This window comes from Rhizobium mesosinicum (genome assembly GCF_019511345.1).
Classification (GTDB): domain Bacteria; phylum Pseudomonadota; class Alphaproteobacteria; order Rhizobiales; family Rhizobiaceae; genus Rhizobium; species Rhizobium mesosinicum.
Genome location: NZ_JAEUAK010000004.1, coordinates 285,062 through 311,976, shown reverse-complemented (window position 1 = coordinate 311,976; position 26,915 = coordinate 285,062). Strand labels below are relative to the sequence as shown.

The 26,915-nt window shown below is 60.1% G+C and carries 26 protein-coding genes and 2 tRNA genes; 1 reads left to right on the top strand and 27 read right to left on the bottom strand.

The genetic code is table 11. The features are described 5' to 3' along the window. Positions 1-2 precede the first annotated feature (2 nt). The 26 genes from JNB85_RS12400 to JNB85_RS12275 all read right to left on the bottom strand — a co-directional run bounded on the left by JNB85_RS12400 (position 3) and on the right by JNB85_RS12275 (position 24,621). Complete coding sequence (locus JNB85_RS12400) at positions 3-686, bottom strand: ABC transporter ATP-binding protein (RefSeq protein WP_220334640.1); 684 nt, start codon at positions 684-686, stop codon at positions 3-5. Positions 687-742: 56 nt separating this feature from the next. Further along, positions 743-2,047: a lipoprotein-releasing ABC transporter permease subunit gene (locus JNB85_RS12395; RefSeq protein WP_220334639.1), complete on the bottom strand. Its 1,305-nt coding sequence runs from the start codon at positions 2,045-2,047 to the stop codon at positions 743-745. A gap of 16 nt (positions 2,048-2,063) precedes the next feature. Beyond that, entirely contained in the window at positions 2,064-3,386 is a 1,323-nt protein-coding gene (gene proS / locus JNB85_RS12390; RefSeq protein WP_220334638.1) for a proline--tRNA ligase, read from the bottom strand. 589 nt (positions 3,387-3,975) lie between these two features. Next, positions 3,976-4,251: a DUF1467 family protein gene (locus tag JNB85_RS12385; protein WP_220334637.1), complete on the bottom strand. Its 276-nt coding sequence runs from the start codon at positions 4,249-4,251 to the stop codon at positions 3,976-3,978. Between the two features lie 110 nt (positions 4,252-4,361). Continuing rightward, a complete protein-coding gene (gene mce / locus JNB85_RS12380) occupies positions 4,362-4,766 on the bottom strand; it encodes a methylmalonyl-CoA epimerase (RefSeq protein ID WP_220334961.1) in 405 nt (134 codons plus the stop codon). Between the two features lie 3 nt (positions 4,767-4,769). Then, a complete protein-coding gene (locus JNB85_RS12375; RefSeq protein WP_220334636.1) occupies positions 4,770-6,440 on the bottom strand; it encodes a ribonuclease J in 1,671 nt (556 codons plus the stop codon). Positions 6,441-6,457: 17 nt separating this feature from the next. After that, positions 6,458-7,222 (bottom strand): biotin--[acetyl-CoA-carboxylase] ligase, encoded by a 765-nt coding sequence (locus tag JNB85_RS12370; protein WP_220334635.1) that lies wholly within the window; start codon positions 7,220-7,222, stop codon positions 6,458-6,460. After that, on the bottom strand, positions 7,222-8,667 hold the full coding sequence (gene nuoN, locus JNB85_RS12365; protein WP_220334634.1) for an NADH-quinone oxidoreductase subunit NuoN: 1,446 nt from the start codon (positions 8,665-8,667) through the stop codon (positions 7,222-7,224). The genes JNB85_RS12370 and nuoN overlap by 1 nt, the downstream gene beginning before the upstream one ends. 14 nt (positions 8,668-8,681) lie before the next feature. Further along, positions 8,682-10,193 (bottom strand): NADH-quinone oxidoreductase subunit M, encoded by a 1,512-nt coding sequence (locus JNB85_RS12360; protein WP_220334633.1) that lies wholly within the window; start codon positions 10,191-10,193, stop codon positions 8,682-8,684. Then, positions 10,193-12,190: an NADH-quinone oxidoreductase subunit L gene (nuoL, locus tag JNB85_RS12355; protein WP_220334632.1), complete on the bottom strand. Its 1,998-nt coding sequence runs from the start codon at positions 12,188-12,190 to the stop codon at positions 10,193-10,195. The genes JNB85_RS12360 and nuoL overlap by 1 nt, the downstream gene beginning before the upstream one ends. Before the next feature lie 7 nt (positions 12,191-12,197). Continuing rightward, positions 12,198-12,506, bottom strand: coding sequence for an NADH-quinone oxidoreductase subunit NuoK (nuoK, locus tag JNB85_RS12350; RefSeq protein WP_007823900.1), 309 nt, complete (start codon positions 12,504-12,506; stop codon positions 12,198-12,200). Positions 12,507-12,531: 25 nt separating this feature from the next. Beyond that, positions 12,532-13,149: an NADH-quinone oxidoreductase subunit J gene (locus tag JNB85_RS12345; protein ID WP_220334631.1), complete on the bottom strand. Its 618-nt coding sequence runs from the start codon at positions 13,147-13,149 to the stop codon at positions 12,532-12,534. A gap of 144 nt (positions 13,150-13,293) precedes the next feature. Continuing rightward, positions 13,294-13,785, bottom strand: a complete 492-nt coding sequence (gene nuoI / locus JNB85_RS12340; protein ID WP_192727463.1) for an NADH-quinone oxidoreductase subunit NuoI — start codon at positions 13,783-13,785, stop codon at positions 13,294-13,296. 37 nt (positions 13,786-13,822) lie between these two features. Further along, positions 13,823-14,869: an NADH-quinone oxidoreductase subunit NuoH gene (nuoH, locus tag JNB85_RS12335; RefSeq protein ID WP_183743876.1), complete on the bottom strand. Its 1,047-nt coding sequence runs from the start codon at positions 14,867-14,869 to the stop codon at positions 13,823-13,825. A gap of 12 nt (positions 14,870-14,881) precedes the next feature. Further along, a complete protein-coding gene (gene nuoG / locus JNB85_RS12330; protein ID WP_220334630.1) occupies positions 14,882-16,963 on the bottom strand; it encodes an NADH-quinone oxidoreductase subunit NuoG in 2,082 nt (693 codons plus the stop codon). Between the two features lie 222 nt (positions 16,964-17,185). Then, a complete protein-coding gene (locus JNB85_RS12325; RefSeq protein ID WP_220334629.1) occupies positions 17,186-17,842 on the bottom strand; it encodes a 5' DNA nuclease in 657 nt (218 codons plus the stop codon). A gap of 4 nt (positions 17,843-17,846) precedes the next feature. Continuing rightward, the gene (nuoF, locus tag JNB85_RS12320) at positions 17,847-19,151 is read right to left on the bottom strand and encodes an NADH-quinone oxidoreductase subunit NuoF (protein ID WP_220334628.1); all 1,305 of its coding nucleotides are present in this window, start codon (positions 19,149-19,151) and stop codon (positions 17,847-17,849) included. Positions 19,152-19,163: 12 nt separating this feature from the next. Next, on the bottom strand, positions 19,164-20,309 hold the full coding sequence (locus JNB85_RS12315; RefSeq protein WP_220334627.1) for an NADH-quinone oxidoreductase subunit E: 1,146 nt from the start codon (positions 20,307-20,309) through the stop codon (positions 19,164-19,166). Between the two features lie 16 nt (positions 20,310-20,325). Further along, positions 20,326-20,598 carry a hypothetical protein gene (locus JNB85_RS12310; RefSeq protein WP_220334626.1) on the bottom strand — a complete coding sequence of 91 codons (273 nt, stop codon included), beginning with the start codon at positions 20,596-20,598 and terminating at the stop codon, positions 20,326-20,328. Next, positions 20,598-21,788 (bottom strand): NADH-quinone oxidoreductase subunit D, encoded by a 1,191-nt coding sequence (locus JNB85_RS12305; protein WP_220334625.1) that lies wholly within the window; start codon positions 21,786-21,788, stop codon positions 20,598-20,600. Before JNB85_RS12305 ends, JNB85_RS12310 begins: the two co-directional genes overlap by 1 nt. Positions 21,789-21,854: 66 nt before the next feature. Further along, complete coding sequence (locus JNB85_RS12300) at positions 21,855-22,457, bottom strand: NADH-quinone oxidoreductase subunit C (RefSeq protein ID WP_132651179.1); 603 nt, start codon at positions 22,455-22,457, stop codon at positions 21,855-21,857. 18 nt (positions 22,458-22,475) lie between these two features. Continuing rightward, positions 22,476-23,060, bottom strand: coding sequence for a NuoB/complex I 20 kDa subunit family protein (locus JNB85_RS12295; protein ID WP_220334624.1), 585 nt, complete (start codon positions 23,058-23,060; stop codon positions 22,476-22,478). Continuing rightward, positions 23,051-23,416 carry an NADH-quinone oxidoreductase subunit A gene (locus JNB85_RS12290; protein ID WP_220334623.1) on the bottom strand — a complete coding sequence of 122 codons (366 nt, stop codon included), beginning with the start codon at positions 23,414-23,416 and terminating at the stop codon, positions 23,051-23,053. The genes JNB85_RS12295 and JNB85_RS12290 overlap by 10 nt, the downstream gene beginning before the upstream one ends. A 248-nt stretch (positions 23,417-23,664) precedes the next feature. Continuing rightward, a tRNA-Asp gene (locus tag JNB85_RS12285) sits at positions 23,665-23,741 on the bottom strand. Between the two features lie 72 nt (positions 23,742-23,813). After that, a tRNA-Asp gene (locus JNB85_RS12280) sits at positions 23,814-23,890 on the bottom strand. 329 nt (positions 23,891-24,219) lie between these two features. Beyond that, a complete protein-coding gene (locus JNB85_RS12275; protein ID WP_220334622.1) occupies positions 24,220-24,621 on the bottom strand; it encodes a (R)-mandelonitrile lyase in 402 nt (133 codons plus the stop codon). 146 nt (positions 24,622-24,767) lie between these two features. Between JNB85_RS12275 and JNB85_RS12270 the strand changes: the two genes are divergently transcribed. Further along, complete coding sequence (locus tag JNB85_RS12270; RefSeq protein ID WP_220334621.1) at positions 24,768-25,754, top strand: aldo/keto reductase; 987 nt, start codon at positions 24,768-24,770, stop codon at positions 25,752-25,754. Between the two features lie 70 nt (positions 25,755-25,824). Here JNB85_RS12270 and JNB85_RS12265 read toward each other — a convergent pair whose 3' ends face one another. Continuing rightward, the gene (locus JNB85_RS12265) at positions 25,825-26,814 is read right to left on the bottom strand and encodes a zinc-dependent alcohol dehydrogenase family protein (protein ID WP_220334620.1); all 990 of its coding nucleotides are present in this window, start codon (positions 26,812-26,814) and stop codon (positions 25,825-25,827) included. Positions 26,815-26,915: the final 101 nt, after the last annotated feature.

Below are 26,915 nucleotides of genomic sequence, written 5' to 3'. Positions count from 1 at the left end.
AATCAGAAGTCCACCACCTTGCCGTCGGAGATCGTCACGCGCCTGTCCATACGACGGGCGAGCTCGTGGTTATGTGTGGCGATCAGCGCAGCAAGGCCGGACTGGCGCACCAGGGCCTCCAGAGCGTCAAAGACATAACTGGCGGTTTCCGGGTCGAGATTGCCGGTCGGCTCGTCGGCCAGAAGCAGGCGCGGCGCATTGGCGACGGCGCGCGCGATTGCCACACGCTGCTGCTCGCCGCCGGAAAGCTCGCCCGGGCGATGCGTGCCGCGATGGCCGATGCGCATGTAATCCAGAAGCATCTTTGCCCGTTCACTCGCTTCCTTCCATGAGAGGCCGGCAATGAGCTGCGGCATCATGATGTTCTCTTGTGCCGAGAATTCCGGCAGCAGGTGATGGAACTGATAGACGAATCCGATCTCGCCGCGGCGGATGGCCGTGCGCTTGTCATCGGAAAGGCCGTCACAGGGGCGACCGTTGACCGTTACCTCGCCGCCGTCAGGGTGCTCCAGCAGCCCTGCGACGTGCAAAAGCGTCGACTTGCCGGTCCCTGACGGGGCAACCAGCGCCACCATCTCGCCGCTCGTCAGGGTGAAATCCGCACCCTTGAGGATGGTCAGCAGCGTTTCGCCCTGTCCGTAATGGCGCTCGACGCCCGAAAGCTTGAGAACGACGTTGCGTTTCATGAATGCGGCATTCCTTGGATTTGGCCTTGGATCATGCATGACCTTGGATCGAAGCCCTATTCGTAACGGAGGGCCTGGACGGGGTCGAGGCGGGAGGCGCGCCAGGCCGGGAAGATCGTCGCGATGAAGGAGAGCGTCAGCGCCATGACGACGACGGAGATCGTTTCACTCACATCCATTTCGGCGGGAAGCTGGCTGAGGAAATAGAGCTGCGGATCGAAGAGCACCGTCCCGGATACCCAGGAGAAAAACTGGCGGATGGACTCGATGTTGATGCAGACGAATACGCCGAGCAATACGCCGGCGATCGTACCGACAATGCCGATCGCAGCCCCGGTCATGAAGAAAATCCGCATGATGGCGCTCGAGCTTGCACCCATGGTGCGCAGGATGGCGATATCGCTGCCCTTGTCCTTCACCAGCATGATGAGGCCGGAAATGATGTTGAGCGCGGCGACGAGCACGATCAGCGTCAGGATCATGAACATAACGTTTCGCTCCACCTGCAAAGCGGAGAAGAAGGTCTGGTTGCGCTGGCGCCAGTCGGTGACGGCGATCTGCCGGCCGGCGGCCTCCTCGACCTTCGGCCTCAGATTGTCGATATCGTCGGGGTTGTTGACGAAGAGCTCGATCGACTGCACCAGACCGTCCGCATTGAAATAGAGCTGCGATTCCTCGAGCGGCATGTAGATGATCGAGGAATCGTATTCCGACATGCCGATCTCGAAGAGGCCAGAAATCTTGTAGGATTTAATGCGCGGATTGACGCCGATCGGCGTCACGTCTCCTTCCGGTGACGTGAGCGTAATCAGGTCACCCGCCCGCAGTCCCAGCTGATCGGCCATGCGGCTCCCGACCAGAACGCCGTCGCCCGCGGCAAAACCCACCATATCGCCGGACTTGATGTTATCGGAAACCGTCTTAAGCTTGGTCAGGTCTTCGGCCCGAGTGCCGCGCACCAGCGCGCCGGTGCTGCCGCCCGTCTGCGAAGAGGCCAGCACCTGGCCCTCCACCAATGGCAGCGCCATCTTGATACCGGGCACCGCCTCGAATCTTTTCACGAGATCGGCATAATCGGTGAAGGGACCATCGACCGGCTGGATGATCATATGGCCGTTGATGCCGAGGATGCGGGAGACCAGCTCCGTGCGGAACCCGTTCATGACGGCCATGACGATAATCAGCGTCGCAACGCCCAGCATGATGCCGACGAAGGAGAAGCCGGCAATGACCGAGATGAACGCCTCCTTGCGGCGGGCGCGCAGATAGCGCCACGCCACAAGGCGTTCGAAGGTGGAGAATGGCTTGCCAGCCGGACCCAAGCCGGATTTTGAACTCCGGTCCACTGCTGCCTCTGCCATTTCGCCTCCGTCTTTCCTAAGCCACGAACCTGTTGATCGCCGCCTCGATGGTCATCGTTTCGCGAGCGCCGGTCTTGCGGTCCTTCACTTCCACTTCGCCGTTCGCGACCGCACGCGGACCGGCAATGATCTGATACGGCACGCCGATCAGGTCGGCGGTCGCGAATTTGGTGCCGGCACGGTCATCCGTGTCGTCATAGAGCACGTCCTTGCCGGCCTTGGTCAGCGCGGCGTAAATCAGCTCGCAGGTGCCGTCGCATGCCTCGTCACCGGCCTTCATGTTGATGACCACGATATCGAAGGGCGCGACCGACTCTGGCCAGATGATTCCCTTCTCATCATGCGATGCTTCGATGATGGCGGGAACAAGGCGCGTCGGGCCAATACCGTAGGAACCCATGTGAACGAAATGTTCCTTGCCGTCGGGACCCTGCACCTTTGCACCCATCGGCTCCGAATACTTGGTACCGAAGTAGAAAATATGGCCGACTTCGATACCGCGCGCCGAAAGACGCTCGCCTTCCGGAATGGCGTTAAAGGCTGCCTCGTCGTGCATTTCGGAAGTCGCGGCATAGAGCGATGTCCACTTGTCGAAGATCCCCTTCAGACCGTCGACGCTGTCGAAATCGGTGTTTTCGGCAGGAATGTCGAAATTGACGAAATCCTTGTGGCAAAAGACTTCGGACTCGCCCGTATCGGCAAGGATGATGAACTCGTGGCTGAGATTGCCGCCGATCGGGCCGGTATCGGCGCGCATCGGAATGGCGCGCAGGCCGAGACGATCGAAGGTGCGCAGGTAGGCCGTGAACATCTTGTTGTAGGAATGTTCTGCACCTTCGCGTGTCAGATCGAAGGAATAGGCATCCTTCATCATGAATTCGCGCGAGCGCATCGTGCCGAAGCGCGGACGGATCTCGTCACGAAATTTCAGCTGGATGTGATAGAGATTGAGCGGCAGGTCCTTGTAGGACTTGACCGAAGAACGGAAGATATCCGTGATCATTTCTTCGTTGGTCGGGCCGTAGAGCATCGGGCGGTCCTGTCGGTCCTTGATGCGCAGCATCTCCTTGCCATAGGCGTCATAGCGGCCGCTCTCCTGCCAGAGTTCGGCCGACTGCAGCGTCGGCATCGAAAGCTCGATAGCGCCCGCGCGGTTCTGCTCTTCGCGGATGATGGTGTTGACCTTGTCAAGCACCTTCTTGCCCAGCGGCAGCCAGGAATAGATTCCCTGCGACTGCTGGCGGATCATGCCGGCCCGCAGCATCAGCCGATGGGAGACGATTTCCGCCTCCTTGGGATTTTCCTTAAGGATGGGTACGAAGAAGCGGGACAGACGCATGGCGGATTCCGGTATAGTTGAGACGCCGCTTACCCAAGCGGAATCGACGGCATTTATTAAAGATGGGAGCGTTCATACCCGCTTCGCGGCAGGAAAGAAACCCGCGACCAGCGCAAGCTAACTCCCGCAGACGCATGTTAGCACCTACAAATTGAGCGGGCGCGAAAAAACGCGTATTTATAAGGGCTTGAAGGTAAATCTTGTCAACAGGAAAATTTTGCGTGAGTGTAGCAAAAATGCAAAAAAAGCTAATGACAAAGCACATTCTTTGAGCTAGCTTTAGCTCACAAAACAGGCAGGAAGGTTAAATTCTTGCCCTACTCGCGGTCAAGTCTTGGGAGGATCAGATCTTAGGCGCGCTTGTCGCTGCCCCGGTAACGGTTAAGGATCACGCGATACTTAAAACAAGGCTTTTAGCCTTGTTTTTTTTTGCTTTTCGGTTTCCAATAGAGCCGAAAATCAATCTCCCCTTTCGGTAGGTAAATCTGCTTTCCGTTACGCAAGGTCATTGCCTCACTTACATGACATGCGTGTGACACGTTTTTCGCGGGTGATTTACATCTGCCCAAAGATTGAGCAAAAGTCATTCCTAATAGAAGCTAGGCCCTATTTGCGGAAGTGCATCGAAGCCGAAACCGAAATAGGTCGAGCAGATGTACCAGATACCGTAGATGGCGCCGGAGATGATCGTCGTCAGCGAGAAGACGAAAAGCGGGCGGAAACGGGTCGGCGCGCTCGGCACGGTCCCCAGCACAACATCATTATCCTCCGCCTGCGTACGAAGACCGATCGGTAGGACAGCGAAAAGCGTGATCCACCAGATGATGAAATAGACTGCGAATCCCTGGAGGAAGGCCTGAAACATCGTGGTCTCGTCGGTATGGCGCCTTGGCGCTTCGTTTTGCGTGCTTATAAGCGGGAATGACGGCCAATTCAAAGGCTACGGATAATTTAGGTCACTCTGCCGCAGTGCGATCAGGCCTGTTCCAGCTCAATGAGCGTTCCGAAGAAGTCCTTCGGGTGGAGAAAGAGCACCGGCTTGCCGTGAGCGCCGATCTTCGGCTCACCATTGCCAAGCACCCTCGCCCCTGATGCCGTCAACCTGTTGCGCGCAGCCAGAATATCGTCGACCTCGTAGCAGATATGATGCATGCCTCCGAACGGGTTCTTCTCGAGGAAGGCCGCAATCGGCGAGGTTTCACCGAGCGGCTCCAGCAGTTCCACCTTGGTGTTCGGCAGTTCCACGAAGACGACCGTCACGCCATGCTCCGGCAAAGCTTGCGGCTCGGAGACCGCAGCGCCCAGCGTGTCGCGATAGCTTGCAGCCGCAGCGGTCAGATCGGGCACGGCGATGGCGATATGGTTCACCCGGCCAAGCATCATTCAGACCCTGGTGATGAAAACGGTGACGACGGGCTTCTTGCCCCAGGCGTTGTTGGCGGCGGAGCGAACGGCGCGGCGCAGTGCCTCCTGTACCATGTCGATATCCTTGCGGCGGGCTCGTGGGATGCTCTCGAACGCGCCAATCGCGGCATCGAACAGCATATCCTCCATATCCTCGCCTTCGTCGTCATAGGCCGGCAGGCCGATCGCCACAAGATCGGGCTCCCCGATGATGTCGTAGCGGTTATCCAGCACAATGCTGACGGCGACATGACCGACATAAGCGAGCTTCTTGCGCTCGCCGATGCCCATTTCGTCAAAGTCACCGATCAGTGACCCGTCCTTATAGATGCGGCCGTGCGGCGCTTCGTCGATCACCTCGACCGGTCCCGGCGCCAGCCTCAGCACATCGCCGTTGCGCACGCGCGGCACGGTCGGAATACCCGATTGTTCGGCAAGCTCCTTGTGCGCCGTCAGATGCGTTGCCTCGCCATGCACCGGCACGACGACCTTCGGCCGCGTCCACTCGTACATCTTCTGCAACTCGTTGCGACGCGGATGGCCGGAGACGTGCACCAGCGCCTCCGTGTCGGTAATGATATGAACCCCCTGCTCGACGAGGCCATTTTTGATGTCTTGGATCGCCTTCTCGTTACCGGGGATGGCACGCGAGGAGAAGACGACAATGTCGCCGGCAGCAAAGGCTACATTGCGCATCTCGTCGCGGGAGAGTTTGGCAAGGGCAGCGCGCGGCTCTCCCTGGCTACCAGTAAGGATGACGACGACCTTGTCACGCGGGATGAAACCATAATCCTCTTCCGAGATAAACGGCTTTATGCCTTCCATCAGGCCGATATCCTGAGCGACGTCGCATACCCGCTTGAGCGAGCTTCCCAGCAGCAGCACTTGGCGACCCGCAGCTTCTGCGGCTTCGGCGACAGTGCGGATACGGCCGACATTCGAGGAGAAGGTGGTGATCGCCACACGTCCTTCGGCATTCTCGATGATCTTGCGCAGGCTCTCCGACACATCCTTCTCGGAGGGAGAAACGCCGTCGCGCAGCGCATTAGTGGAGTCGCAGAGAAGCGCCAGCACCCCTTCATCACCGAGCTGACGGAAACGTGTCTCGTCTGTCAGCGGTCCGAGCGACGGCTCGTGATCGATCTTCCAGTCGCCGGTGTGGATGACATTGCCGAGCGGTGTGCGGATCATCAGCGACATCGGCTCGGGGATAGAATGGTTGACGGCAACGCCCTCAATGCTGAAAGGCCCGGCATTGATCCTATCGCCGGCCTTGAAGATCGTCACCGGCACTTCGCCGATCGCCTCCTTCTCGAAATTGCGCTTAGCTTCCAGGAGCCCTGCCGTGAAAGGCGAGGCGTAGACCGGTACATTGAGGCCCGGCCAGAGGTCGGCGAGCGCGCCGTAATGGTCCTCATGAGCGTGGGTGATGATGATCGCCTTGAGGTTCTTGCGCTCATTGGCAAGGAAACGGATGTCGGGCAGGACGAGATCCACGCCCGGCAGATCCGGCCCCGGAAACGTGACGCCGCAATCTACCATGATCCACTGGCGATGATCGGAAGGACCGAAACCGTACAGCGCGAGATTCATACCAATCTCGCCGACGCCGCCCAGAGGCAGAAATACCAGTTCGTCCTGTTTCGCCATAATGTCTGTTTTTTCCACTATCCAAAGAATACATCGCCGGCTGCAATCGGCGTCATCCTGCCTGTGCCCGTATCGAGCATCAACAGGCCATTATCATCTATTCCGGCGAAAAACCCGGAAATCGACCTGTCGGGCAAATTCACGGTTATCTTTTCGCCAATTCCACAGGCAACCGCACGCCACCGCGCGGTGATTTCGCTGATTCCCAGCCCTTCATCCCAGATATTCAGCGCCTCGGTCATGGAGGCAAAGAGATGAGCGAAGAGTTCTTCGGGTGAAGCCGCACTTCCCTGATCGCGCAGGCAGGTGACGGGATAGATCGGGTTATCGGGCATGACGGATACGTTGATGCCGATGCCAATCACGACAGCGTGGCGCCCGTCAACCAGCCGCTCACCTTCTACCAAGATGCCGCAGGTCTTCTTGCGTCCAATCAGGATATCGTTCGGCCACTTCACCTCTACGGGCTCGGCGCCGGGCGGCAGAACGCTGCGAACTGCCTGATGAACCGCGACGGCGATTGTCAACGGCAGGGAGGCGAGGCGCTCCATCGGTGCGGGGTCGATGAGCAGAAGGGAGGCGTAGAGATTGCCACGCTCTGAAACCCAGGGACGGCCCCGGCGGCCCCGGCCGCCGGTCTGTCGTTCGGCGGTTACCCAGAGGAGACCGCTGTCCCCTGCCCGAGCCCGGGCAAGGCATTCCGTGTTGGTCGAGGACGTTTCCGACAAGGCCTCGTGCCTGACATCGCCGAGCGATATCCGGCGCCGCTTGTCGGAAACCATCAGAAGAGCGTTGCCGCAGCGAGTTCAGCCGCGCCGCCGATCGGGCCGCCAATCAGAACATAGGCAGCGACGAAGAGACCGGAGAGACCGAAGACGAGACACAGCGAACCGGAGACGCGGGCAAAGTCGCCGGTCGCCTCATCGAACCACATTAGCTTGATGACGCGCAGATAGTAGTAAGCGCCGACGACCGACGCCAGAACACCGATGACGGCAAGCGCATAGAGCTTGGCCTCGATGGCGGCAACGAAGACGAAGTACTTAGCGAAGAAGCCGGCGAGCGGCGGGATACCGGCAAGTGAGAACATCAGCGCGGTCAGCACGACAGCCATGAAGGGGTTCGTCGTCGATAGGCCGGCGAGATCGCTGACATTCTCGACGACCGTGCCATCCTTGCGGCGCATCGACATGATGATGGCGAAGGAGCCGAGGGTCATGACCATGTAGATCGCCATGTAAAGCATGACGCCGGTGACGCCCGTCTGGTTACCAGCTGCGAGGCCGACCAGCGCGTAACCCATGTGACCGATCGAGGAATAGGCCATCAGCCGCTTGATGTTCTTCTGGCCGATGGCCGCAAACGAACCGAGCAACATGGAAGCGATCGAAATGAAGACGATGACCTGCTGCCAATCGGTCAGCACCGGCTGGAAGGCGGTGATGACGATGCGGGTCATCATCGCCATGGCGGCAACCTTCGGCGCGCTCGCGAGGAAGGCAGTGACCGGGGTCGGTGCGCCTTCATAAACGTCCGGCGTCCACATGTGGAACGGAACGGCCGAGATCTTGAAGGCGATGCCGGCGAGGATGAAGACGAGGCCGAAGACGAGGCCGAGCGAACGTGCTCCTTCGACCGTGAGCGCCTGGGCAACCTCGGCGAAATGCGTGTGCCCGGTGAAGCCGTAGACCAGCGACATGCCATAGAGCAGCATGCCTGAGGAAAGCGCGCCAAGGACGAAATACTTCAGGCCGGCTTCGGTCGACTTCAGGCTGTTGCGGTTGATCGCAGCGATGACGTAGATCGCCAGAGACTGCAGTTCAAGGCCGAGATAGAGCGCGATCAGGTCGTTGGCCGAGATCATCAGCATGATGCCGAGCGTACACAGCACCAGAAGAACCGGGAACTCGAACTTGTCGAGCTGATTTTCCCGCGCGTGCCCCATCGACATGAACAGCGCGACCAGAGAACCGATCAGGGCCAGCACCTTCATGAAGCGTGCAAAGCCATCGGCGAGATAGACGCCGCCATAGGCAAGGCCGTCGCCGGGAACGGCGATCAGCCACAGGCCGGAGATGGCAATCACGATCATCGCCAGAGCGCTGACGAGCGGACCGGACCGCTCGCCCGAAAAAACGCCGATCATGAGCAGAAGAAGGGCACCGATCGCGAGGATGATTTCCGGCGCGGACAGGTACAGGCTCAGGGAGATTGTTTCAGCAGTCATGTCCTAAAGTCCCGTCATTTCATCGACAGCGCAACATTCTGCGCTGCCTGCACTGCGGCCGAATAGCTGTTAATCAGATGGTCTACCGAAGCTGCGGTCGCATCGAAGACCGGAGCCGGGTAGACGCCGAAGAAGATGGTGAGCGCGATCAGCGGATAAAGGATGATCTGTTCTCGCGGTGAAAGGTCGAGCAAAGCCTTCAGCTTCTCCTTCTCCAGTGCGCCGAAGATCACCCGGCGATAGAGCCAGAGCGCGTAGGCGGCCGAGAGGATGACGCCGGTGGCGGCAAAAAGCGCAACCCAGGTGTTGGCGCGGAAGACGCCGATCAGCGTCAGGAATTCGCCGATGAAGCCCGAAGTGCCGGGCAGACCGACATTCGCCATGGTGAAGACCATGAAGGCGACCGCGTATTTCGGCATGTTGTTGACCAGGCCACCATAGGCAGCGATCTCGCGCGTGTGGGTGCGGTCGTAGACGACGCCGACGCAGAGGAAGAGCGCGCCCGAAACGATGCCGTGCGACAGCATCTGGAAGATCGAACCCTGCAGACCCTGAGCGTTGGCCGCAAAAATGCCCATCGTCACGTAGCCCATGTGAGCAACCGAGGAATAGGCGATGAGCTTCTTGATGTCGTCCTGCATCATCGCGACCAGCGAGGTGTAGATGATGGCTATAACAGACATCGCGAAGACGAGCGGCGCGAAATAGTCCGATGCGACCGGGAACATGCCGAGCGAGAAGCGGATCAGGCCGTAGCCGCCGAGCTTCAGGAGCACGCCTGCCAGGATGACGGAACCGGCCGTGGGCGCCTGGACGTGCGCGTCCGGGAGCCAGGTGTGGACGGGCCACATCGGCATCTTCACGGCGAAGGAGGCGAAGAAGGCAAGCCACAGCCAGGTCTGCATTGCCGGCGGAAACTTGTAGTTAAGCAGCGCGCTGATATCGGTCGTGCCGGCCTGCCAGTACATCGCCATGATGGCGAGCAGCATCAGCACCGAGCCGAGCAGCGTGTAGAGGAAGAACTTGTAGCTCGCATAGACGCGGTTCGCACCGCCCCAGACGCCGATGATCAGGAACATCGGAATGAGGCCGCCTTCGAAGAAGACGTAGAAGAGTACGATATCAAGCGAGACGAAGACACCGACCATCATCACTTCGAGGATGAGGAAGGCGATCATGTATTCCTTCAGGCGCTTCTCGACCGAGAGCCAGCTTGCGAGCACGCAGAAGGGCATCAGGAAGGTCGAGAGGATGATGAACAGCATGGAGATGCCGTCCACACCGACATGGTAACCGATGCCGGTGCCGAGCCAGCTATGCTGCTCGATCATCTGGAAACCCGGATTGGCGTTGTCGAAACCGATCCAGATGAAGAGCGAGAGGATGAAGGTGAAGACCGTGGTGATCAAGGAGATCCACAACACGTTCTTGCGGCCATTCTCGGTTTCGCCGTTCATCAGCAACAGGAGCACCACGCCGACGAGCGGCAGGAAGGTGACCGTTGAAAGAATGGGCCAATCGGTCATCAGAAGGAACTCCCGAGCATCATCCAGGTAACGAGCGCCGCAATGCCGATCAGCATCGCGAACGCATAGTGATAGAGGTAGCCGGTCTGCAGGCGTACGACGCGATCGGTGACGTTGACGACGCGGGCGGCAATGCCGTTCGGACCGTAGGTATCGATGACGCCGACATCGCCCTTCTTCCACAGGAAGTTGCCAAGCGCCTTGGCGCTGCGGACGAAGAGGAAGTCGTAGAGTTCGTCGAAATACCACTTGTTGAGCAGGAACTGGTAGAGCACACGGTGCTGCTGTGCGAGCTTGCGCGGCGTCGACGGCGACCTGATGTACATGTACCAGGCGGTCACGAAGCCGAGCAGCATCGCGATAAACGGGCTGAGGCCGACCCAGGCAGGAACGTGATGGAACTCTTCCACCAGCTCGTTTTCGGCGCCGGTGAAGAGCGCGCCCTTCCAGAACTCGGCATATTCCTCGCCGTAGAAACGGCCTTCGAAGAGCACGCCGGCAAAAACTGCACCGATGGCGAGGAGGTATAGCGGCACCAGCATGACCTGCGGTGATTCGTGGACGTGATGCATGACCTCATGCGAAGCGCGCGGCTTGCCGTAGAAGGTCATGAAGATGAGGCGCCAGGAATAGAAGCTCGTGAAGAGAGCGGCAATGACCAGCAATGTGAAGGCGAAACCCGCAACCGGCGAATGCGCCGCGTAGGCAGCCTCGATGATGACATCCTTCGAGAAGAAGCCTGCGAAGCCGACCGGGGTGAAGGGGATGCCGACACCGGTGATCGCCAGTGTGCCGATGATCATCATCCAGAACGTCATCTTGATGTGCGGATGCAGGCCGCCCATGTAGCGCATGTCCTGCTCACCATCGACAGCATGGATGACCGAGCCGGCGCACAGGAAGAGCAGGGCCTTGAAGAAGGCGTGCGTGAAAAGGTGGAAGATTGCCGCGCCGTAAGCACCGACGCCAAGAGCAACGAACATGTAGCCGAGCTGCGAGCAGGTCGAGTAGGCGATGACGCGCTTGATATCGTTCTGCACGAGGCCAACGGTCGCCGCGAAGAAAGCGGTGATCGCACCGATCACGGTCACGACGACGAGCGCATCATGCGAGAGTTCGAAGATTGGCGACATGCGGGCGACGAGGAAGACGCCGGCGGTCACCATGGTTGCGGCATGGATGAGTGCGGACACCGGGGTCGGGCCTTCCATGGCGTCCGGCAGCCAGGTGTGCAGCAGGAACTGAGCCGACTTACCCATTGCGCCCATGAAGAGCAGCAGGCAGGCGCCGGTCAGCGCGTGCGCCTTGTCGAGATGCATGCCGAAGAGGTTGAGGATCACTTCACCGGCTTCGCCGCCGCCTTCCGCCGGAGCGAAGGTCGCAGCGTTGGCGAAGATCGTGTCGAAGTTGATCGAGCCGAACAGCACGAAGACGGTGGCAATGCCAAGAACGAAGCCGAAGTCGCCGACGCGGTTGACGATGAAGGCCTTTATCGCAGCCGCCGAGGCCGAGGGCTTCTTGTACCAGAAGCCGATCAGCAGATAGGAGGCCAGACCTACGCCTTCCCAGCCGAAGAACATCTGGGCGAGGTTGTCGGATGTCACCAGCATGAGCATGGCGAAGGTGAAGAGCGACAGATAGGCGAAGAAGCGCGGGCGGTGCGGATCGGTGTGCATGTAACCGATCGAGTAGATATGCACCAGCGTCGAGACCGTATTGACGACGATCAGCATGACCGAGGTCAGCGTATCGACACGCAGCGACCAGGAGACGTCGATGCCGCCGGACTGGATCCAGCGGAGAACCTCGACCTTGATGGCACCCTCGGGATGACCGAGCGCAACCGTGAAGAACACGACCCAGGAGAGAACGGCGGCGATGATCATCAGGCCGCTGGTGACATATTCCGACGCCTTGGCGCCGATCGCGCGGCCGAAGAGGCCAGCGATGATCGCGCCGATCAGGGGAAGGAAGACGATAGCCTTATAGAGGAACATAAGCCGCTCAGCCCTTCATCATATTGACGTCTTCGACCGCGATCGAACCGCGGTTGCGGTAGAAGACAACGAGAATTGCAAGACCGATCGCCGCTTCAGCAGCAGCAACAGTCAGAATGAACAGTGCGAACACCTGGCCGACGATGTCGTTGAGGAACGACGAGAAGGCGACCATGTTGATGTTGACCGACAACAGGATCAATTCGACCGACATCAGAATGACGATGATGTTCTTCCGGTTCAGGAAGATGCCGAAGATGCCGATCGTGAAGAGGATGGCGCTGACCGTGAGGTAGTGGGAAAGTCCGATGACCATGTTCTTTGTTCCTTGACCTCTCGGTTCAGCTCACGCCCTGGCCCGGCTTGACCTTGATCACCTCGACGGCGGTCGCGGGCGTGCGGGCAACCTGGCGGGAAATATTCTGCCGCTTGATGTTGGTGCGATGCTTCAGCGTCAGCACGATCGCACCGATCATGGCGACCAACAGGATCAGACCAGCGATCTGGAAGAAGTAGACGTAGTTGGTGTAGAGCACGTCGCCGAGCGCGGCCGTATTGGTGCGTTCGGCGAGTACCGGGATCGGCATGGCGACCGTCTTGGCGATCTCCGGCGAGATCGCGCTGCCGCCGATGACGACGATCAGTTCGGCTGCGAGGATGAGACCGATCAGCGCGCCGATCGGCGCATATTCGAGAACACCGGCACGAAGCTCGGTGAAGTCGATGTCGAGCATCATCACCACGAAGAGGAAGAGAACAGCGACGGCGCCCACATAGACGACAAGCAGGATCATCGCCAGGAATTCGGCACCCAGCAGCAGGAAGAGACCCGCTGCATTGAAGAACACCAGGATCAGGAACAGAACCGAGTGAACCGGGTTCTTCGCCCAGATGACCATGAACGCCGACGCTATCGCGACAAAGGCGAAAAGATAGAAAAATAGAGCCTGCAGACCCATGTTGGTGCCTTTTTTATCTTCCCCCGGGCAGCCGGGAGTTTCCCTGCCCGATAGGACCTCGCACAGCTTCCGCCGACAAAGCCCCGGTGCATGTTGACCGCAGCGGACGAGAGCGCGCCCGATCAGCGGCATTCCAAATTTCAATCAACGATACGGCGCGTCCATCGCCATGTTGCGGGCGATTTCACGCTCCCACCGGTCACCGTTGTCGAGCAGCTTCTGCTTGTCGAAGTAGAGCTCTTCGCGGGTCTCGGTGGCGAATTCGAAATTCGGGCCTTCGACGATCGCATCGACCGGGCAAGCTTCCTGGCAGAAGCCGCAATAGATGCACTTCACCATGTCGATGTCGTAACGCACCGTGCGGCGCGTGCCGTCATTGCGGCGCGGGCCGGCTTCGATGGTGATCGCCTGAGCGGGACAGATCGCTTCGCACAGCTTGCAGGCGATGCAGCGCTCTTCACCGTTCGGATAACGGCGCAACGCATGCTCGCCGCGGAAGCGCGGGCTGACCGGACCCTTTTCGAAGGGGTAATTGATCGTCGCCTTCTGCTTGAAGAAGTAGCGCATCGACAGGAAAAAGGCGCCGACGAATTCCTTGAGGAAAAGCGAGTTGATGGAGGCGGACAGGCTTCCCATCTTCAATCTCCAAATTTGCCGGAAACGAGGTTGGACATCAGCCTGCCCATCCCGTCAGTTTCAGCACGAATGCAACGATGACGACCATGGCGAGCGACAGAGGAAGGAAGACCTTCCAGCCGAGACGCATGAGCTGGTCGTAGCGATAACGGGGCACGAACGCCTTGACCATGGCGAACATGAAGAACACCAGGCAAGCCTTCAACATAAACCAGATGATGCCGGGCACCCAGTTGATGAGCCAGAAGTCGACCGGAGGCAGCCAGCCACCGAGGAAGAGGATCGTCGTCAGCGAGCACATCAGCACCACAGCCGCGTATTCGCCAAGCATGAACATCATGTACGGAGCCGAACCGTATTCTACCATGAAACCGGCGACGAGTTCGGATTCTGCTTCCGGAAGGTCGAAGGGCGGGCGGTTCGTCTCGGCGAGCGCCGAGATGAAGAAGACAACGAACATCGGGAACAGCGACAGCCAGTGCCAGTCGAGGAACGAGTTCGGTAGTCCGAGCATGGTGCCAAGGCCCGTATGCTGCGCATTGACGATATCGGTCAAGTTCAGCGAACCTACGCAGAGAAGGACGGTGACGATGACGAAGCCGATCGAAACTTCATAGGACACCATCTGCGCTGCCGAGCGCAGCGCGCCGAGAAACGGATACTTCGAGTTCGAAGCCCACCCACCCATGATGATGCCGTAGACCTCGAGCGATGAGATCGCGAAAATATACAGAATGCCGACATTGATGTTGGCGATCACCCAGCCGTCGGCCAGCGGCACAACCGCCCAGGTCGACAGCGCAAGAAGCACGGTGACGAGCGGAGCGAGCAGGAAGACCGCCTTGTTGGCGCCAGCGGGGATGACCGGCTCTTTGAAGACGAACTTCAGAAGGTCTGCGAAGGACTGGAACAGGCCGAAGGGACCGACGACGTTCGGACCGCGGCGCAACTGGACGGCAGCCCAGATTTTGCGGTCAGCCAGAAGGACGTAAGCAATGAAGACCAGCAGGCAGACGAGCAGCAGCAGCGACTGACCGATCATGATGATCGCCGGCCAGACATAGGTCGAGAAGAAAGAATCCATGAGTTCCTGCCCTTACTCTGCCGCGACTTTGAAATTGTTTCGGGCCAATGCCGAGCACTCGGCCATGACAGCCGAGGCGCGCGCTATCGGGTTCGTCAAATAGAAGTCTTTGATCGGCGACGCAAACCCGGATTTGTTCATCTTACCGGCTTTTTTCGCCAGTGCGGCAATTTGGGCGCTGTCACCTTCGGCAATCTCGTCGATGGCCGCAAAATGCGGGAATGCCGCATAGAGCTTGGCGCGCAACTCGCCGAGAGAATCAAAGGGAAGCTTCTTGCCGAGCACATCGGACAGGGCACGGATGATGGCCCAGTCCTCGCGGGCGTCGCCCGGCGCGAAACCGGCGCGGCTGCCCATCTGGACGCGGCCTTCGGTGTTGACCCAGGTACCGGACTTTTCGGTATAGGCAGCAGCCGGCAGAATGACGTCTGCGCCATGCGCACCGTTATCGCCGTGTGAGCCGATATAGACCGTGAACTTGGCCGTCTTGGCCGAGACATCAAACTCATCGGCGCCGAGCAGGAAGAGCACGTCCATGGTCTTCAGCATCTCGGCGGCATTGACGCCCTTAGCGCCCGGCACGAAGCCGAGGTCGAGGCCGCCGACCCGCGATGCCGCGGTGTGCAGCACCGCAAAGCCGTTCCAGCCTTCAGCGATTGCGCCGACATTGACGGCGAGCTTGGCAGCCGTTGCGAGAACGCCTGCGCCATCCGTCCGCGTCAGAGCGCCCTGGCCGATGATGATCATCGGCTTGGAAGCCTTAGCGAGCACTTCGGCGAAGGCGTGGCCGCCGTCGAGAATGTCCTTCAGCGTATCGGGGCCTGCGCCGAGGTAATCATACTTGTAACGCATCTCGCCGCCCTCGCCGATCACACCGATCGGGAAGCCGCCGCGACGGTAACGCTTGCGGATGCGGGCGTTGAGGATGGCCGCTTCGAAGCGCGGGTTGGCGCCGATGATAAGCAGCGCATCAGCCTGTTCGATGCCCGCGATGGTCGGGTTGAAGAGGTAGCTTGCACGGCCGAGCGACGGATCAAGTGCCGCCCCATCCTGGCGACAGTCGAGATTCTCGGAACCGAGAGACTTCACCAGTTCGGAGAGGGCATACATTTCTTCGACCGAAGCGAGGTCACCGGCGATCGCGCCGATCTTGTCACCGGACGTGGCCGAAACGGCAGCCTTGATGGCGCCGAAGGCTTCGCTCCAGGTCGCCGGCTGCAGACGCCCGTCCTTGCGGACGTAAGGCCGGTCCAGGCGCTGCGTCTTCAGGCCGTCCCAGACGTGGCGGGTCTTGTCCGAAATCCACTCTTCGTTCACGGCCTCGTTGACGCGCGGCAGGATGCGCATGACTTCGCGGCCCCGCGTATCGACGCGGATTGCCGAGCCGACGGCGTCCATGACGTCTATCGATTCGGTCTTGTTCAGTTCCCACGGGCGGGCCGTGAAGGCGAAAGGCTTCGAAGTCAGTGCGCCGACCGGGCAGAGGTCAACGACGTTGCCCTGCAGCTCGGAGGTCATGGCCTGCTCGAGATAGGTGGTGATTTCGGCGTCTTCGCCGCGGCCAATCAGGCCGAGCTCGGAAATGCCAGCGACTTCCGTCGTGAAGCGGACGCAACGCGTGCAGTGAATGCAGCGGTTCATGACGGTCTTGACGAGCGGGCCAATATACTTGTCTTCGACGGCGCGCTTGTCTTCCTGATAGCGCGAGGTGTCGATCCCGAAGGCCATGGCCTGGTCCTGCAGATCGCATTCGCCGCCCTGGTCGCAGATCGGGCAATCGAGCGGATGGTTGATCAGCAGGAATTCCATCACGCCTTCGCGGGCCTTCTTGACCATCGGCGTGTTGGTGAAGATTTCAGGCAGTTCGCCGTTCGGACCGCCGCGAATATCACGCACGCCCATGGCGCAGGAAGCCTGCGGCTTCGGCGGGCCGCCCTTGACCTCGACGAGGCACATGCGGCAATTGCCGGCAACCGACAGCCGCTCATGGAAGCAGAAGCGCGGAACTTCAGCACCGGCCTCTTCGCACGCCTGAATCAGCGTGTAATGATCCGGAACTTCGATCTCGTTGCCGTCAATCTTCAGTTTTGCCATCGTCACTCAGTCCTGTTTCCCATTCGCCGGGCACCGGCAAACAAACCTATTTTTGCAACATCCATATTGCCAAGGCAGACCTTTCGTCCGTCCTGGCGCCGGAATTGCCCAAATTCTCTTTCGCTGGTTCCGAGACCCGAAACCCGCCATCGGCACCACGATCCGGAGCCCCTGCCCCATCGGTCGGATGCCATTCCTCCGGCCATCGCCTGTAGCCGGAAATTATTTCTTCCTGCGACCCCGTGTCGCCAGCACCTTGGCCTGGCCAACCCAGTCGTCACGCAGGATACGACCGTCGAAACCGAGTTCGGCGTCGAGGCTCACAACGTCGGCGTCGCTCCATGCCGCGATATCGGCAAAGGTGCGGATGCCTCTTTTGTTCAGCACCTGCTCCAGCTTCGGACCGATGCCGGCGATCAGCTTCAGGTCGTCAGCCTTCCTGGGCCTTGCGGCGGGCTTCGCCTTGGCAACCGTCGGTTTTGCCGTTTCCGCTGCCGGGGCCTTGCTGGAAACCACCGTCAGCTTCGGCTTTGCTGCCTTGCGAACCGGCGCAGCCGTTTCAGCCGGACGAATATTTTCCGGACGGATATCCATCTCGGGTGTTTCTTCGTCCGGCGGCGTTTCATCGAGCGCTGCAGCGGCCATGTTCGCCGTCTCGAACGCGCCCTGCAGCGCGCCGAAGAAAACGCCGGCCATCTGCGTGGAAATGCCAAAACCGATCGCCGTGGCTGCGGCAAATGCCGCAGCCGGATGCGCCATCAGCGGATGAACGGGCATCGCACGCGCATTTTCCAGCACGTCGGCAGCAAGACGGCCGAAGTCAGCCGCGAAATCGGCTGCCCGTTCTCCCACCTTGCTGTCGGATGTCTTGGTCGTCATGCGCTTACTCAGCCGCCTCCAGAACCGCACCGTGATCAAGCGCATTGGCCGTATACTGGTCGATGCGGGCTTCGATTTCCGGACGGAAGTTACGGATCAGACCCTGCACCGGCCATGCGGCGGCGTCGCCGAGCGCGCAGATGGTGTGGCCTTCGATCTGCTTGGTGACCTGGAACAGCATGTCGATCTCGCGTTTCTGGGCGTTGCCACGCGCCATGCGCTCCATCACCCGCCACATCCAGCCGGTGCCTTCGCGGCACGGCGTGCACTGGCCGCAGCTCTCATGCTTGAAGAAGGCCGAGATACGGGCAATCGCCTTGATGACGTCGGTGGACTTGTCCATGACGATCGAGGCTGCCGTACCGAAGGAGGAACCGACAGCGCGCAGACCGTCGAAGTCCATCGGGCAGTCGATAATGTCCTTGGCCGGAACGATCGGGCACGATGCACCGCCCGGAATGACGGCGAGCAGATTGTCCCAGCCCCCACGGATGCCGCCGGCGTGCTTGTCCACCAGTTCGCGGAAGGTGATGCCCATGCTCTCTTCGACGGTGCACGGTTTGTTGACGTGACCGGAGAGCATGAAGAGCTTGGTGCCGACGTTGTTCGGACGGCCGATGGACGAGAACCAACCGGCGCCACGACGCAGGATGGTCGGGGCAACGGCGATCGATTCGACATTGTTGACCGTCGTCGGGCAGCCGTAGAGACCCATATTGGCCGGGAACGGCGGCTTCAGGCGCGGCTGGCCCTTCTTGCCTTCAAGGCTTTCGAGCAGCGCGGTTTCTTCGCCGCAGATATAAGCACCGGCGCCATGATGGACATAGATATCCATGTCCCAACCGAGCTTGTTGTTCTTGCCGAGAAGGCCGGCATCGTAGCATTCGTCGATTGCGGCCTGCAGGGCTTCGCGCTCACGGATATATTCTCCGCGCACATAGATATAAGCGGCATTGGCGCCCATGGCGAAGCTCGCGACGACACAGCCTTCGATCAGCGTATGCGGATCGTTGCGCATAATGTCTCGGTCCTTGCAGGTGCCGGGCTCCGATTCGTCGGCGTTGACGACGAGGTAATGCGGACGACCGTCGCTCTGCTTGGGCATGAAGGACCACTTGAGGCCGGTCGGGAAGCCTGCGCCACCGCGGCCGCGAAGGCCGGAAGCCTTCATCTCGTCGATGATCCAGTCACGGCCCTTTTCTAGGATCTGCTTTGTGCCATCCCAATGGCCGCGGCTCATCGCGCCCTTCAGGGATTTGTCCTTGAGGCCGTAGATGTTGGTAAAGATGCGGTCCTTATCTTCTAACATGTCTCACACCTCTTACCGCGGCTTCTTGCCGAAGACCTTGATATATTCCGCTTCACCGCCCTTGGCGAGCGCCTTGGCCTGCTTGACCCAATCGTCGCGCTCGATGCGGCCGCGGAAATTCAGGAAACCATCGACCCATTCGCGTTCGGCCTTCTTCCAGCCCGCAATCTGCGAGAAGGTGAAGATGCCGATTTCGTTCAACGTTGCTTCGATCTTCGGACCGACGCCGGAAATCATCTTGAGATCATCGGGAGCGGCGGGCCTCTCGATGCCGGCCGGACGATTCTTGTCGGTCAGCGCGGGCTTGGCAGCAGCCTCAGGGGCAGCCTTCGGCGCCGGCTCGGAAGCGGCGGTGCCAGAGAGCGGCTGAACTTCGGCAGCCTTCGCATTCTTGGCCGATGCCTTGGGAGACGTTGCCGGCGTCTTCAGCGACGCGTTGGTCTCGGCGTCGGTGCTCTTCGGACGTGCCGCCTCGGAAGGCGGAACCGGCGCGCCGTCTGCCGGTGCAGTCGTTGGAGCCTTGTCAACCCAGGTGCGGCTAACGGCAACATCGCCCAGCAGGGTCGTCGGGCCACCTTCGGGCGAGGAGAGGTGACGGTCGATCTGCGGGCCGACCTTGACGCTCGCGCCGTTGCCGGCTGCAAACGCATCGATGATCTCTTCCAGGCGCTCGGGCGTCAGGTCCTCGTAGGTATCCTTGCCGATCATCACCATCGGAGCATTGACGCAAGCCCCGAGACATTCGACCTCTTCCCAGGAGAGCGTGCCCTCGGCATTGCGCTCGAACGGATGCTGGTGAATCTTGCTGCGGCAGACGCCCATCAGCTTTTCCGAGCCGCGCAGCATGCAGGGTGTGGTGCCGCAGACCTGCACATGAGCGCGCGTGCCGACCGGATGAAGCTGGAACTGGGTGTAGAAGGTCGCAACCTCGAGAACACGGATATAGGCCATATCCAGCATGTCGGCGATCTTTTCGATCGCCGGGCGGGTGACCCAACCATCCTGCTCCTGCGCACGCATCAACAGCGGAATGACCGCGGACTGCTGACGGCCTGCGGGATATTTCTGAATCGTCTTTTCCGCCCAGACCGCATTTTCATCGCTGAAAGCGAATGCGGCCGGCTGGAATTGATCTTCGGCTAATCGACGAACGGACATTCTTCCTCACGCCTTGTCAGTTTAGCGTTCCACACCGCGAAGCAGTCAAAGACTGCATTTCACAGGCATAGGCCGACTGGTCTTTTTGCATAAATACCACGAACTTGCCGCCATTCGGCACGGCGGCCTTGATTTGATAGCCCTTGGACAAAAGCTCGCCCATGGACGACTGCTCTGCCGGCGGCTGCGCCTCTTCATGGCCCAGCGGTGTGCCGAGCTTTCCGGCATCCTGCGCAAAGGCAGCGGAGGCCGAAAGAAGAAAGGCTGTAGCGAGCGGCAGAGCCTGCATCAGCGGTCTACCTCACCGAATACGATGTCGAGCGAGCCGAGAACAGCCGCGACATCGGCAAGCTGGTGACCACGGCACATGAAGTCCATCGCCTGCAGATGCGCATAACCCGGAGCGCGGATCTTGCAGCGATAGGGCTTGTTGGTGCCGTCGGAGACGAGATAGACGCCGAATTCACCCTTCGGCGCCTCGACGGCGGCGTAAACCTCGCCGGCCGGAACGTGATAGCCTTCGGTATAGAGCTTGAAGTGGTGGATCAGCGCTTCCATCGAACGCTTCATCTCGCCGCGTTTCGGCGGAACAACCTTGCCGTCGATCGAGGAGAACGGTCCCGTCTTGGCATCACCGAGCAGGCGATTGACGCACTGCTTCATGATCTTCACCGATTCGCGCATCTCGATCATGCGGATCAGGTAACGATCGTAGTTGTCGCCGTTCTTGCCGACCGGAATGTCGAACTCGAGATCCGAATAGCATTCATAGGGCTGCGCGCGGCGCAGGTCCCAGGCAGCGCCCGAACCGCGCACCATGACGCCCGAGAAGCCCCAGGCCCAGCAATCTTCCAGCGAGACGACGCCGATATCGACGTTGCGCTGCTTGAAGATGCGGTTGCCGGTCAGAAGATCGTCGATATCGTCGAGCTTACCCGGGAATTCATCGCACCACTTGCCGATATCCTGCACGAGCTGTTCCGGCAGATCCTGGTGGACGCCGCCCGGACGGAAGTAGGCGGCATGCATTCGGGAGCCGCTGGCGCGCTCATAGAACACCATCAGCTTTTCGCGCTCCTCGAAACCCCAGAGCGGCGGCGTCAGCGCGCCGACGTCCATGGCCTGCGTGGTGACGTTCAAAAGATGCGACAGGATACGGCCGATTTCCGAGTAGAGGACGCGGATCAGCTGGCCGCGAATCGGGATCTCAATGCCAAGCAGCTTTTCGACCGCCAGCGCATAGGCATGTTCCTGGTTCATCGGCGCCACGTAGTCGAGGCGATCGAAATAGGGAACGGCCTGCAGGTAGGTCTTGGTCTCAATCAGCTTTTCGGTACCGCGATGGAGAAGACCGATATGCGGGTCGACGCGCTCCACAATTTCGCCGTCAAGCTCCAGGACAAGACGAAGCACACCGTGCGCCGCCGGATGCTGCGGTCCGAAATTGATGTTGAAGTTGCGGACATTATGTTCTGTCATGGCGATCGGGCTCGCGTCCTCAGATAGTTGGTGAACGGCGGGACAAAGCCCACCAGCCGCCTGGAATTATTGCTTCGCTTTTTCGTCGCCAGGCAGCACGTATTCGGTGCCTTCCCAGGGCGACAAGAAGTCAAAGTTTCGGAACTCCTGCTTCAGTTCCACCGGCTCGTAAACGACGCGCTTTGCCGCATCGTCGTAGCGAACTTCGACGAAGCCGGTCGTCGGAAAGTCCTTGCGCAGCGGATGACCTTCGAAACCATAGTCGGTCAGGATGCGGCGCAGGTCCGGATGGCCGGTAAAGAGCACGCCATACATGTCCCAGGTCTCGCGCTCGAACCAATCGGCGCCGGGATAGACGGCACAGGCGGACGGAACCGGCGTATCTTCGTCGGTCGCCACCTTCACACGAATGCGCAGGTTCTTCTTCGGCGACAGGAGGTGATAGACGACGTCGAAGCGCTGTTCGCGCTGCGGCCAGTCGACGCCGCAAATATCCGTCAGGTTGACGAATGCGCACTTGGCGTCGTCACGCAGGAAGGTCAGCAGCGGGATCAGATTGTCGCCAGTCGTCGTCAGCGTCAGCTCGCCATATTTGAGCTGCGAGGCGGCAATCAAATTGCCGCGCGCTTCCGAAACGTAGGACGAAAGCTCAGTGAGGGCTTCGCTCATAATTTTCTGTCCTTGCCCTTAGCGTTCGATCGTGCCGGTGCGGCGGATCTTCTTCTGCAGCAAAAGCACGCCGTAAAGCAGCGCCTCTGCCGTGGGGGGACAGCCCGGCACGTAGATGTCGATCGGCACGACGCGGTCGCAACCGCGGACGACCGAATAGGAATAGTGGTAGTAGCCGCCACCATTGGCGCAGGAGCCCATGGAGATGACGTAACGCGGCTCGGGCATCTGGTCGTAGACCTTGCGCAGAGCAGGCGCCATCTTATTGGTCAGCGTACCGGCTACGATCATGACGTCGGACTGGCGTGGCGAGGCGCGCGGAGCAAAGCCGAAGCGCTCGACGTCGTAGCGTGGCATGGAGAGCTGCATCATTTCGACGGCGCAGCAGGCAAGACCGAAGGTCATCCACATCAGGGAGCCGGTACGGGCCCAGTTGATCAGCTCATCGGTCGAGGTAACGAGGAAACCCTTGTCGGCGAGCTCATTGTTGATCTCGCCGAAGAACGCGTCGTTGCTGCCGATCGGCTTGCCGGTGGAGGGATCGATGATCCCCTTCGGCTGCTGCGCGACGAGCGTCTGGTTGCTAGCGGGGACTACTCCCATTCCAGGGCTCCCTTCTTCCATTCATAGATAAAGCCGACGGTCAGCACGAGAAGGAAGACCATCATGGACCAGAAGCCGAACCAGCCGATAGCGCCGAAGGAAACGGCCCAGGGGAAGAGGAAGGCGACTTCAAGGTCGAAGATGATGAAGAGAATCGACACGAGGTAGAAGCGGATGTCGAACTTCATACGTGCGTCGTCGAATGCGTTGAAGCCGCATTCGTAAGCCGAAAGCTTTTCGGAATCGGGCGCCTTGAAGGCAACGGCAAACGGCGCAATGAGAAGCGCCAGGCCGATTACGAGCGCGATGCCGATGAAAATAGCGATCGGAATATAGGAACTGAGCAGTTCAGTCATCATGTTCATCCCTGCTTGCGGGCGGCGCCTGGCGGCGCAACTGGGCAAATGCCCGGCAAGCGAACGTGCGTTGCAACAAGCCGTGGTTAGCGCAGCCGGAGCCCCGGCGCAAGACTTTTACAGAAGCTATTCGAACAGCATCAGATGGACGTTATCAAGCAGATGCAACGATGTCGCGACAAATCCGCAAATATCGCGGAAGGCCGCATGGCTGACCCTCGGAAACTGCATGGCTTTGAGGAAATAAATGGCGCGAGTGACGGGGCTCGAACCCGCGACCTCCGGCGTGACAGGCCGGCACTCTAACCGACTGAGCTACACCCGCGCATTGGACCTTTCAGTCCGTAAGGATATCACGAAACCGGACAGACGGCGTCAATTTGACGCCTGCTTGAAATGGCGCGAGTGACGGGGCTCGAACCCGCGACCTCCGGCGTGACAGGCCGGCACTCTAACCGACTGAGCTACACCCGCATTCTTTCAAGCAATCCGGTGCCTGAGCACCTCTCCGAACGGGCTGGCCGTTGGGATGAGCGGCTAACTAAGGGGTTCGCCTTTTAGTGTCAAGCAGGTTTGGAGACAAAACCATGACAGCCCTGAAATTGTTTCGGAAGCCTTTCCCGATCCTCCCAGCAAATAGGCGATTCCGCTTTGCCTGCGGAACTGCCACCCGTTGCGTCAGGTTTTCCACAAGCAGCCGGCAGGGATGCGGCGGGGATGCCTGAAACGCCTCCCCGCGAAAGAACTTCATAACGGAAGCTCGAATCGTACGCGCTCCCAGAATCCGAAGCCCCGGCGACACCTCAGGCGTTGCCCGCATATTGCTCGTCGCTGACCTGCTCCAGCCAATCCGCCACGCTGCCGTTCAATGCTTCCTGGATGGCAATGTGGCTCATGGCGGTCTCGGGGCTCGCCCCATGCCAGTGCTTCTCGCCCGGCGGGAACCACACGATATCACCCGGGCGGATTTCCCTGATTTCCCCGCCCCATGTCTGAGCGAGGCCCTTGCCCGACGTAACGATCAGCGTCTGCCCCAGGGGATGCGTATGCCAGGCGGTGCGGGCGCCCGGCTCGAAGGTAACGTGAGCCGCCCGCACACGCGCAGGCTCCGGCGCCTCGACGAGCGGATCGAGACGAACGGAGCCGGTGAAATATTCGGCCTGGCCGTTCGTGGAAGGGCGCGAGCCTGCAGTCTTGATATCCATGATTTCCTGTTCTTCCGTCGGCTGCGGTTGAAGCGTCGCCGACTAGGATATTTGATCGCAGCAGACGATCCAAGCACCATCGGCGATTGCCGCCCTACCCGGCGCCTGCTACTTCCAGAACCTTTCATCACCATCGGAGGATTTCCATGAAACATCATGCTTTTGGCCGCCTGCCCTTTACCGTCACCAATATCGGCTTCGGCGCCTGGCAGATCGGCGGCTCCTGGGGCGATGTCAGCGAAGCGGACGGCCGCACTGCCTTGAATGCCGCACTCGACGCCGGCATGACATTCATCGATACCGCCGACGTTTATGGTGACGGCCGCTCCGAAAAGATCATTGCCGATGTGCTGAAGGCGCGTGGCGGCGAACGCCCGATGGTCGCGACCAAGGTCGGCCGCCGTCTGAACCCGCATGTCGCTGATGGCTACACCAAAGCCAATCTGCAAGGCTTCATCGACCGCAGCCTGAAAAACCTGCAGGTGGAAAGCCTCGACCTCGTGCAGCTTCACTGCCCGCCGACGGAGGTTCTCTATCGACCGGAAGTCTTTGCGGGTCTGGAAGAGTTGCAGAAGGCCGGCAAGATCAAGGGCTATGGCGTCAGCGTCGAGAAGGTCGAGGAAGCGCTGAAGGCAATCGAATATCCTGGCGTCGTCGGCATCCAGATCATCTACAACATCTTCCGCCAGCGCCCCGATCATCTGTTCTTCAGCGAAGCCCGGCGCAAGAACGTGGCGATCATCGCCCGCGTGCCGCTCGCCAGCGGCCTGCTCTCCGGCAAGATCACCCGCGACACGACGTTCGCAAGCGACGACCACCGCAACTTCAACCGCAATGGCGAAGCCTTCGATGTCGGCGAGACCTTCGCAGGCGTGCCCTTCGAGGTCGGCCTGCAGGCCGTCGAGGAAGTGCGCAAGCTCGTTCCAGCCGGCGCCAGCATGGCGGCCTTTGCGCTTCGCTGGATCCTGATGGCGGACGCCGTCACGGTCGTCATCCCCGGCGCACGCAATGCCGAGCAGGCCAAGGCCAATGCGGCCGCCGCCGATCTTGCGCCGCTCTCTGTCGATGTCATGGCCGCAACTCGCGAAATCTACGAGCGTCTGATCGCGCCGCATGTGCATCAGCGCTGGTAAGCCTGACAGACCGTTCAAGCCCGACTGGCCACTTGGCCGGGCTTGAGACATCATCTCAGGAAGGACCGGATCAAACCGTCACGACAATCTTGCCGAACTGCTCGTTCGATTCCAGGAAGCGGTGCGCCTCGACGATCCGCTCGAAAGGGAATGTTCTCGATATGACAGGCTCCAGCGCGCCGGAGGCGAGCCCTTCGAAAATAAAAGTCTTTGCCGCCTCCAGCCGTGCCGGATTGCGGATGATCTCATGGACGAGATAACCGCGTAGCGTCAGGCCTTTGCCAAGCACCGCAGGCAGCGGAAACGGCGTCGGCTCCGGGTCCAATCCGCCATATTCGATAAGAATGCCGCCCGATGACATTGCCGCGCTCAGCGGCTCGAAGATGGGGCCGGCGACGGCATCCAAGACGACCCGCACACCGTCCGGGCCGACGATGTCCTTCAGCTTCATTTCCAGATCCTCCTCCTGTGAAGCGAGGACATGGGCAGCACCGGCATCATGCAATGCCTGACGCTTGACGGAGGTCCTGGTAATCGCAATCGGCGTTGCACCGACCTTGTTGGCAATCTGGATCGCAGCAAGCCCCACGCTGCTCGATGCCGCGGTAATGGCGACGAAATCACCTTTGCTCAACCCAGCAATGTCGATGAGCGCGCCGTAGGCCGTCAAATACGGCATCCAGACGGCCGCGGCGGCCTCCCAGGAGAGTGTCGGCGGATGCCTGACGACGAATTCGGCGGGAAAGGTTATGAGTTCCCCATAAGCCGGCCACTGGACCATAGAGATGGGCGGGATGATGCTGACACGGTCGCCGGGCACAAAACCATCCACCCCCTCGCCTACCGCCTCGACGATACCGGCCGCTTCGAGGCCGAGACCCGAGGGCAGCGGCGCAGTTTCGATATAGGCGCCCGACCGCAACAAAGCTTCAGCGCGATTGATGCCCAGCCCCTTGACGCGGATCTGAACCAACCCCGGCTGGAGCGCTGGAATCACTACATCCTCTATGCGGAGAACCTCGGGGCCGCCAAGCTCATGAAAGCGGATTACGCGTGCCATTCGATATAAACTCCAAAATGGTTGAACCGAATGATCTATGCCAAGCCGCCTCCGGAAGATAAATTGGCCCGACGGCAAGACAGAAGAAACCGAGAGTTTGC

Bases quoted from the DNA above. Each gene is read 5' to 3' on its own strand.
- JNB85_RS12400 (WP_220334640.1), bottom strand. From the start codon at position 686: ATGAAACGCAACGTCGTTCTCAAGCTTTCGGGCGTCGAGCGCCATTAC.
- JNB85_RS12395 (WP_220334639.1), bottom strand. From the start codon at position 2,047: ATGGCAGAGGCAGCAGTGGACCGGAGTTCAAAATCCGGCTTGGGTCCG.
- proS (WP_220334638.1), bottom strand. From the start codon at position 3,386: ATGCGTCTGTCCCGCTTCTTCGTACCCATCCTTAAGGAAAATCCCAAG.
- JNB85_RS12385 (WP_220334637.1), bottom strand. From the start codon at position 4,251: ATGTTTCAGGCCTTCCTCCAGGGATTCGCAGTCTATTTCATCATCTGG.
- mce (WP_220334961.1), bottom strand. From the start codon at position 4,766: ATGCTTGGCCGGGTGAACCATATCGCCATCGCCGTGCCCGATCTGACC.
- JNB85_RS12375 (WP_220334636.1), bottom strand. From the start codon at position 6,440: ATGGCGAAACAGGACGAACTGGTATTTCTGCCTCTGGGCGGCGTCGGC.
- JNB85_RS12370 (WP_220334635.1), bottom strand. From the start codon at position 7,222: ATGGTTTCCGACAAGCGGCGCCGGATATCGCTCGGCGATGTCAGGCAC.
- nuoN (WP_220334634.1), bottom strand. From the start codon at position 8,667: ATGACTGCTGAAACAATCTCCCTGAGCCTGTACCTGTCCGCGCCGGAA.
- JNB85_RS12360 (WP_220334633.1), bottom strand. From the start codon at position 10,193: ATGACCGATTGGCCCATTCTTTCAACGGTCACCTTCCTGCCGCTCGTC.
- nuoL (WP_220334632.1), bottom strand. From the start codon at position 12,190: ATGTTCCTCTATAAGGCTATCGTCTTCCTTCCCCTGATCGGCGCGATC.
- nuoK (WP_007823900.1), bottom strand. From the start codon at position 12,506: ATGGTCATCGGACTTTCCCACTACCTCACGGTCAGCGCCATCCTCTTC.
- JNB85_RS12345 (WP_220334631.1), bottom strand. From the start codon at position 13,149: ATGGGTCTGCAGGCTCTATTTTTCTATCTTTTCGCCTTTGTCGCGATA.
- nuoI (WP_192727463.1), bottom strand. From the start codon at position 13,785: ATGGGAAGCCTGTCCGCCTCCATCAACTCGCTTTTCCTCAAGGAATTC.
- nuoH (WP_183743876.1), bottom strand. From the start codon at position 14,869: ATGGATTCTTTCTTCTCGACCTATGTCTGGCCGGCGATCATCATGATC.
- nuoG (WP_220334630.1), bottom strand. From the start codon at position 16,963: ATGGCAAAACTGAAGATTGACGGCAACGAGATCGAAGTTCCGGATCAT.
- JNB85_RS12325 (WP_220334629.1), bottom strand. From the start codon at position 17,842: ATGACGACCAAGACATCCGACAGCAAGGTGGGAGAACGGGCAGCCGAT.
- nuoF (WP_220334628.1), bottom strand. From the start codon at position 19,151: ATGTTAGAAGATAAGGACCGCATCTTTACCAACATCTACGGCCTCAAG.
- JNB85_RS12315 (WP_220334627.1), bottom strand. From the start codon at position 20,309: ATGTCCGTTCGTCGATTAGCCGAAGATCAATTCCAGCCGGCCGCATTC.
- JNB85_RS12310 (WP_220334626.1), bottom strand. From the start codon at position 20,598: ATGCAGGCTCTGCCGCTCGCTACAGCCTTTCTTCTTTCGGCCTCCGCT.
- JNB85_RS12305 (WP_220334625.1), bottom strand. From the start codon at position 21,788: ATGACAGAACATAATGTCCGCAACTTCAACATCAATTTCGGACCGCAG.
- JNB85_RS12300 (WP_132651179.1), bottom strand. From the start codon at position 22,457: ATGAGCGAAGCCCTCACTGAGCTTTCGTCCTACGTTTCGGAAGCGCGC.
- JNB85_RS12295 (WP_220334624.1), bottom strand. From the start codon at position 23,060: ATGGGAGTAGTCCCCGCTAGCAACCAGACGCTCGTCGCGCAGCAGCCG.
- JNB85_RS12290 (WP_220334623.1), bottom strand. From the start codon at position 23,416: ATGACTGAACTGCTCAGTTCCTATATTCCGATCGCTATTTTCATCGGC.
- JNB85_RS12275 (WP_220334622.1), bottom strand. From the start codon at position 24,621: ATGGATATCAAGACTGCAGGCTCGCGCCCTTCCACGAACGGCCAGGCC.
- JNB85_RS12270 (WP_220334621.1), top strand. From the start codon at position 24,768: ATGAAACATCATGCTTTTGGCCGCCTGCCCTTTACCGTCACCAATATC.
- JNB85_RS12265 (WP_220334620.1), bottom strand. From the start codon at position 26,814: ATGGCACGCGTAATCCGCTTTCATGAGCTTGGCGGCCCCGAGGTTCTC.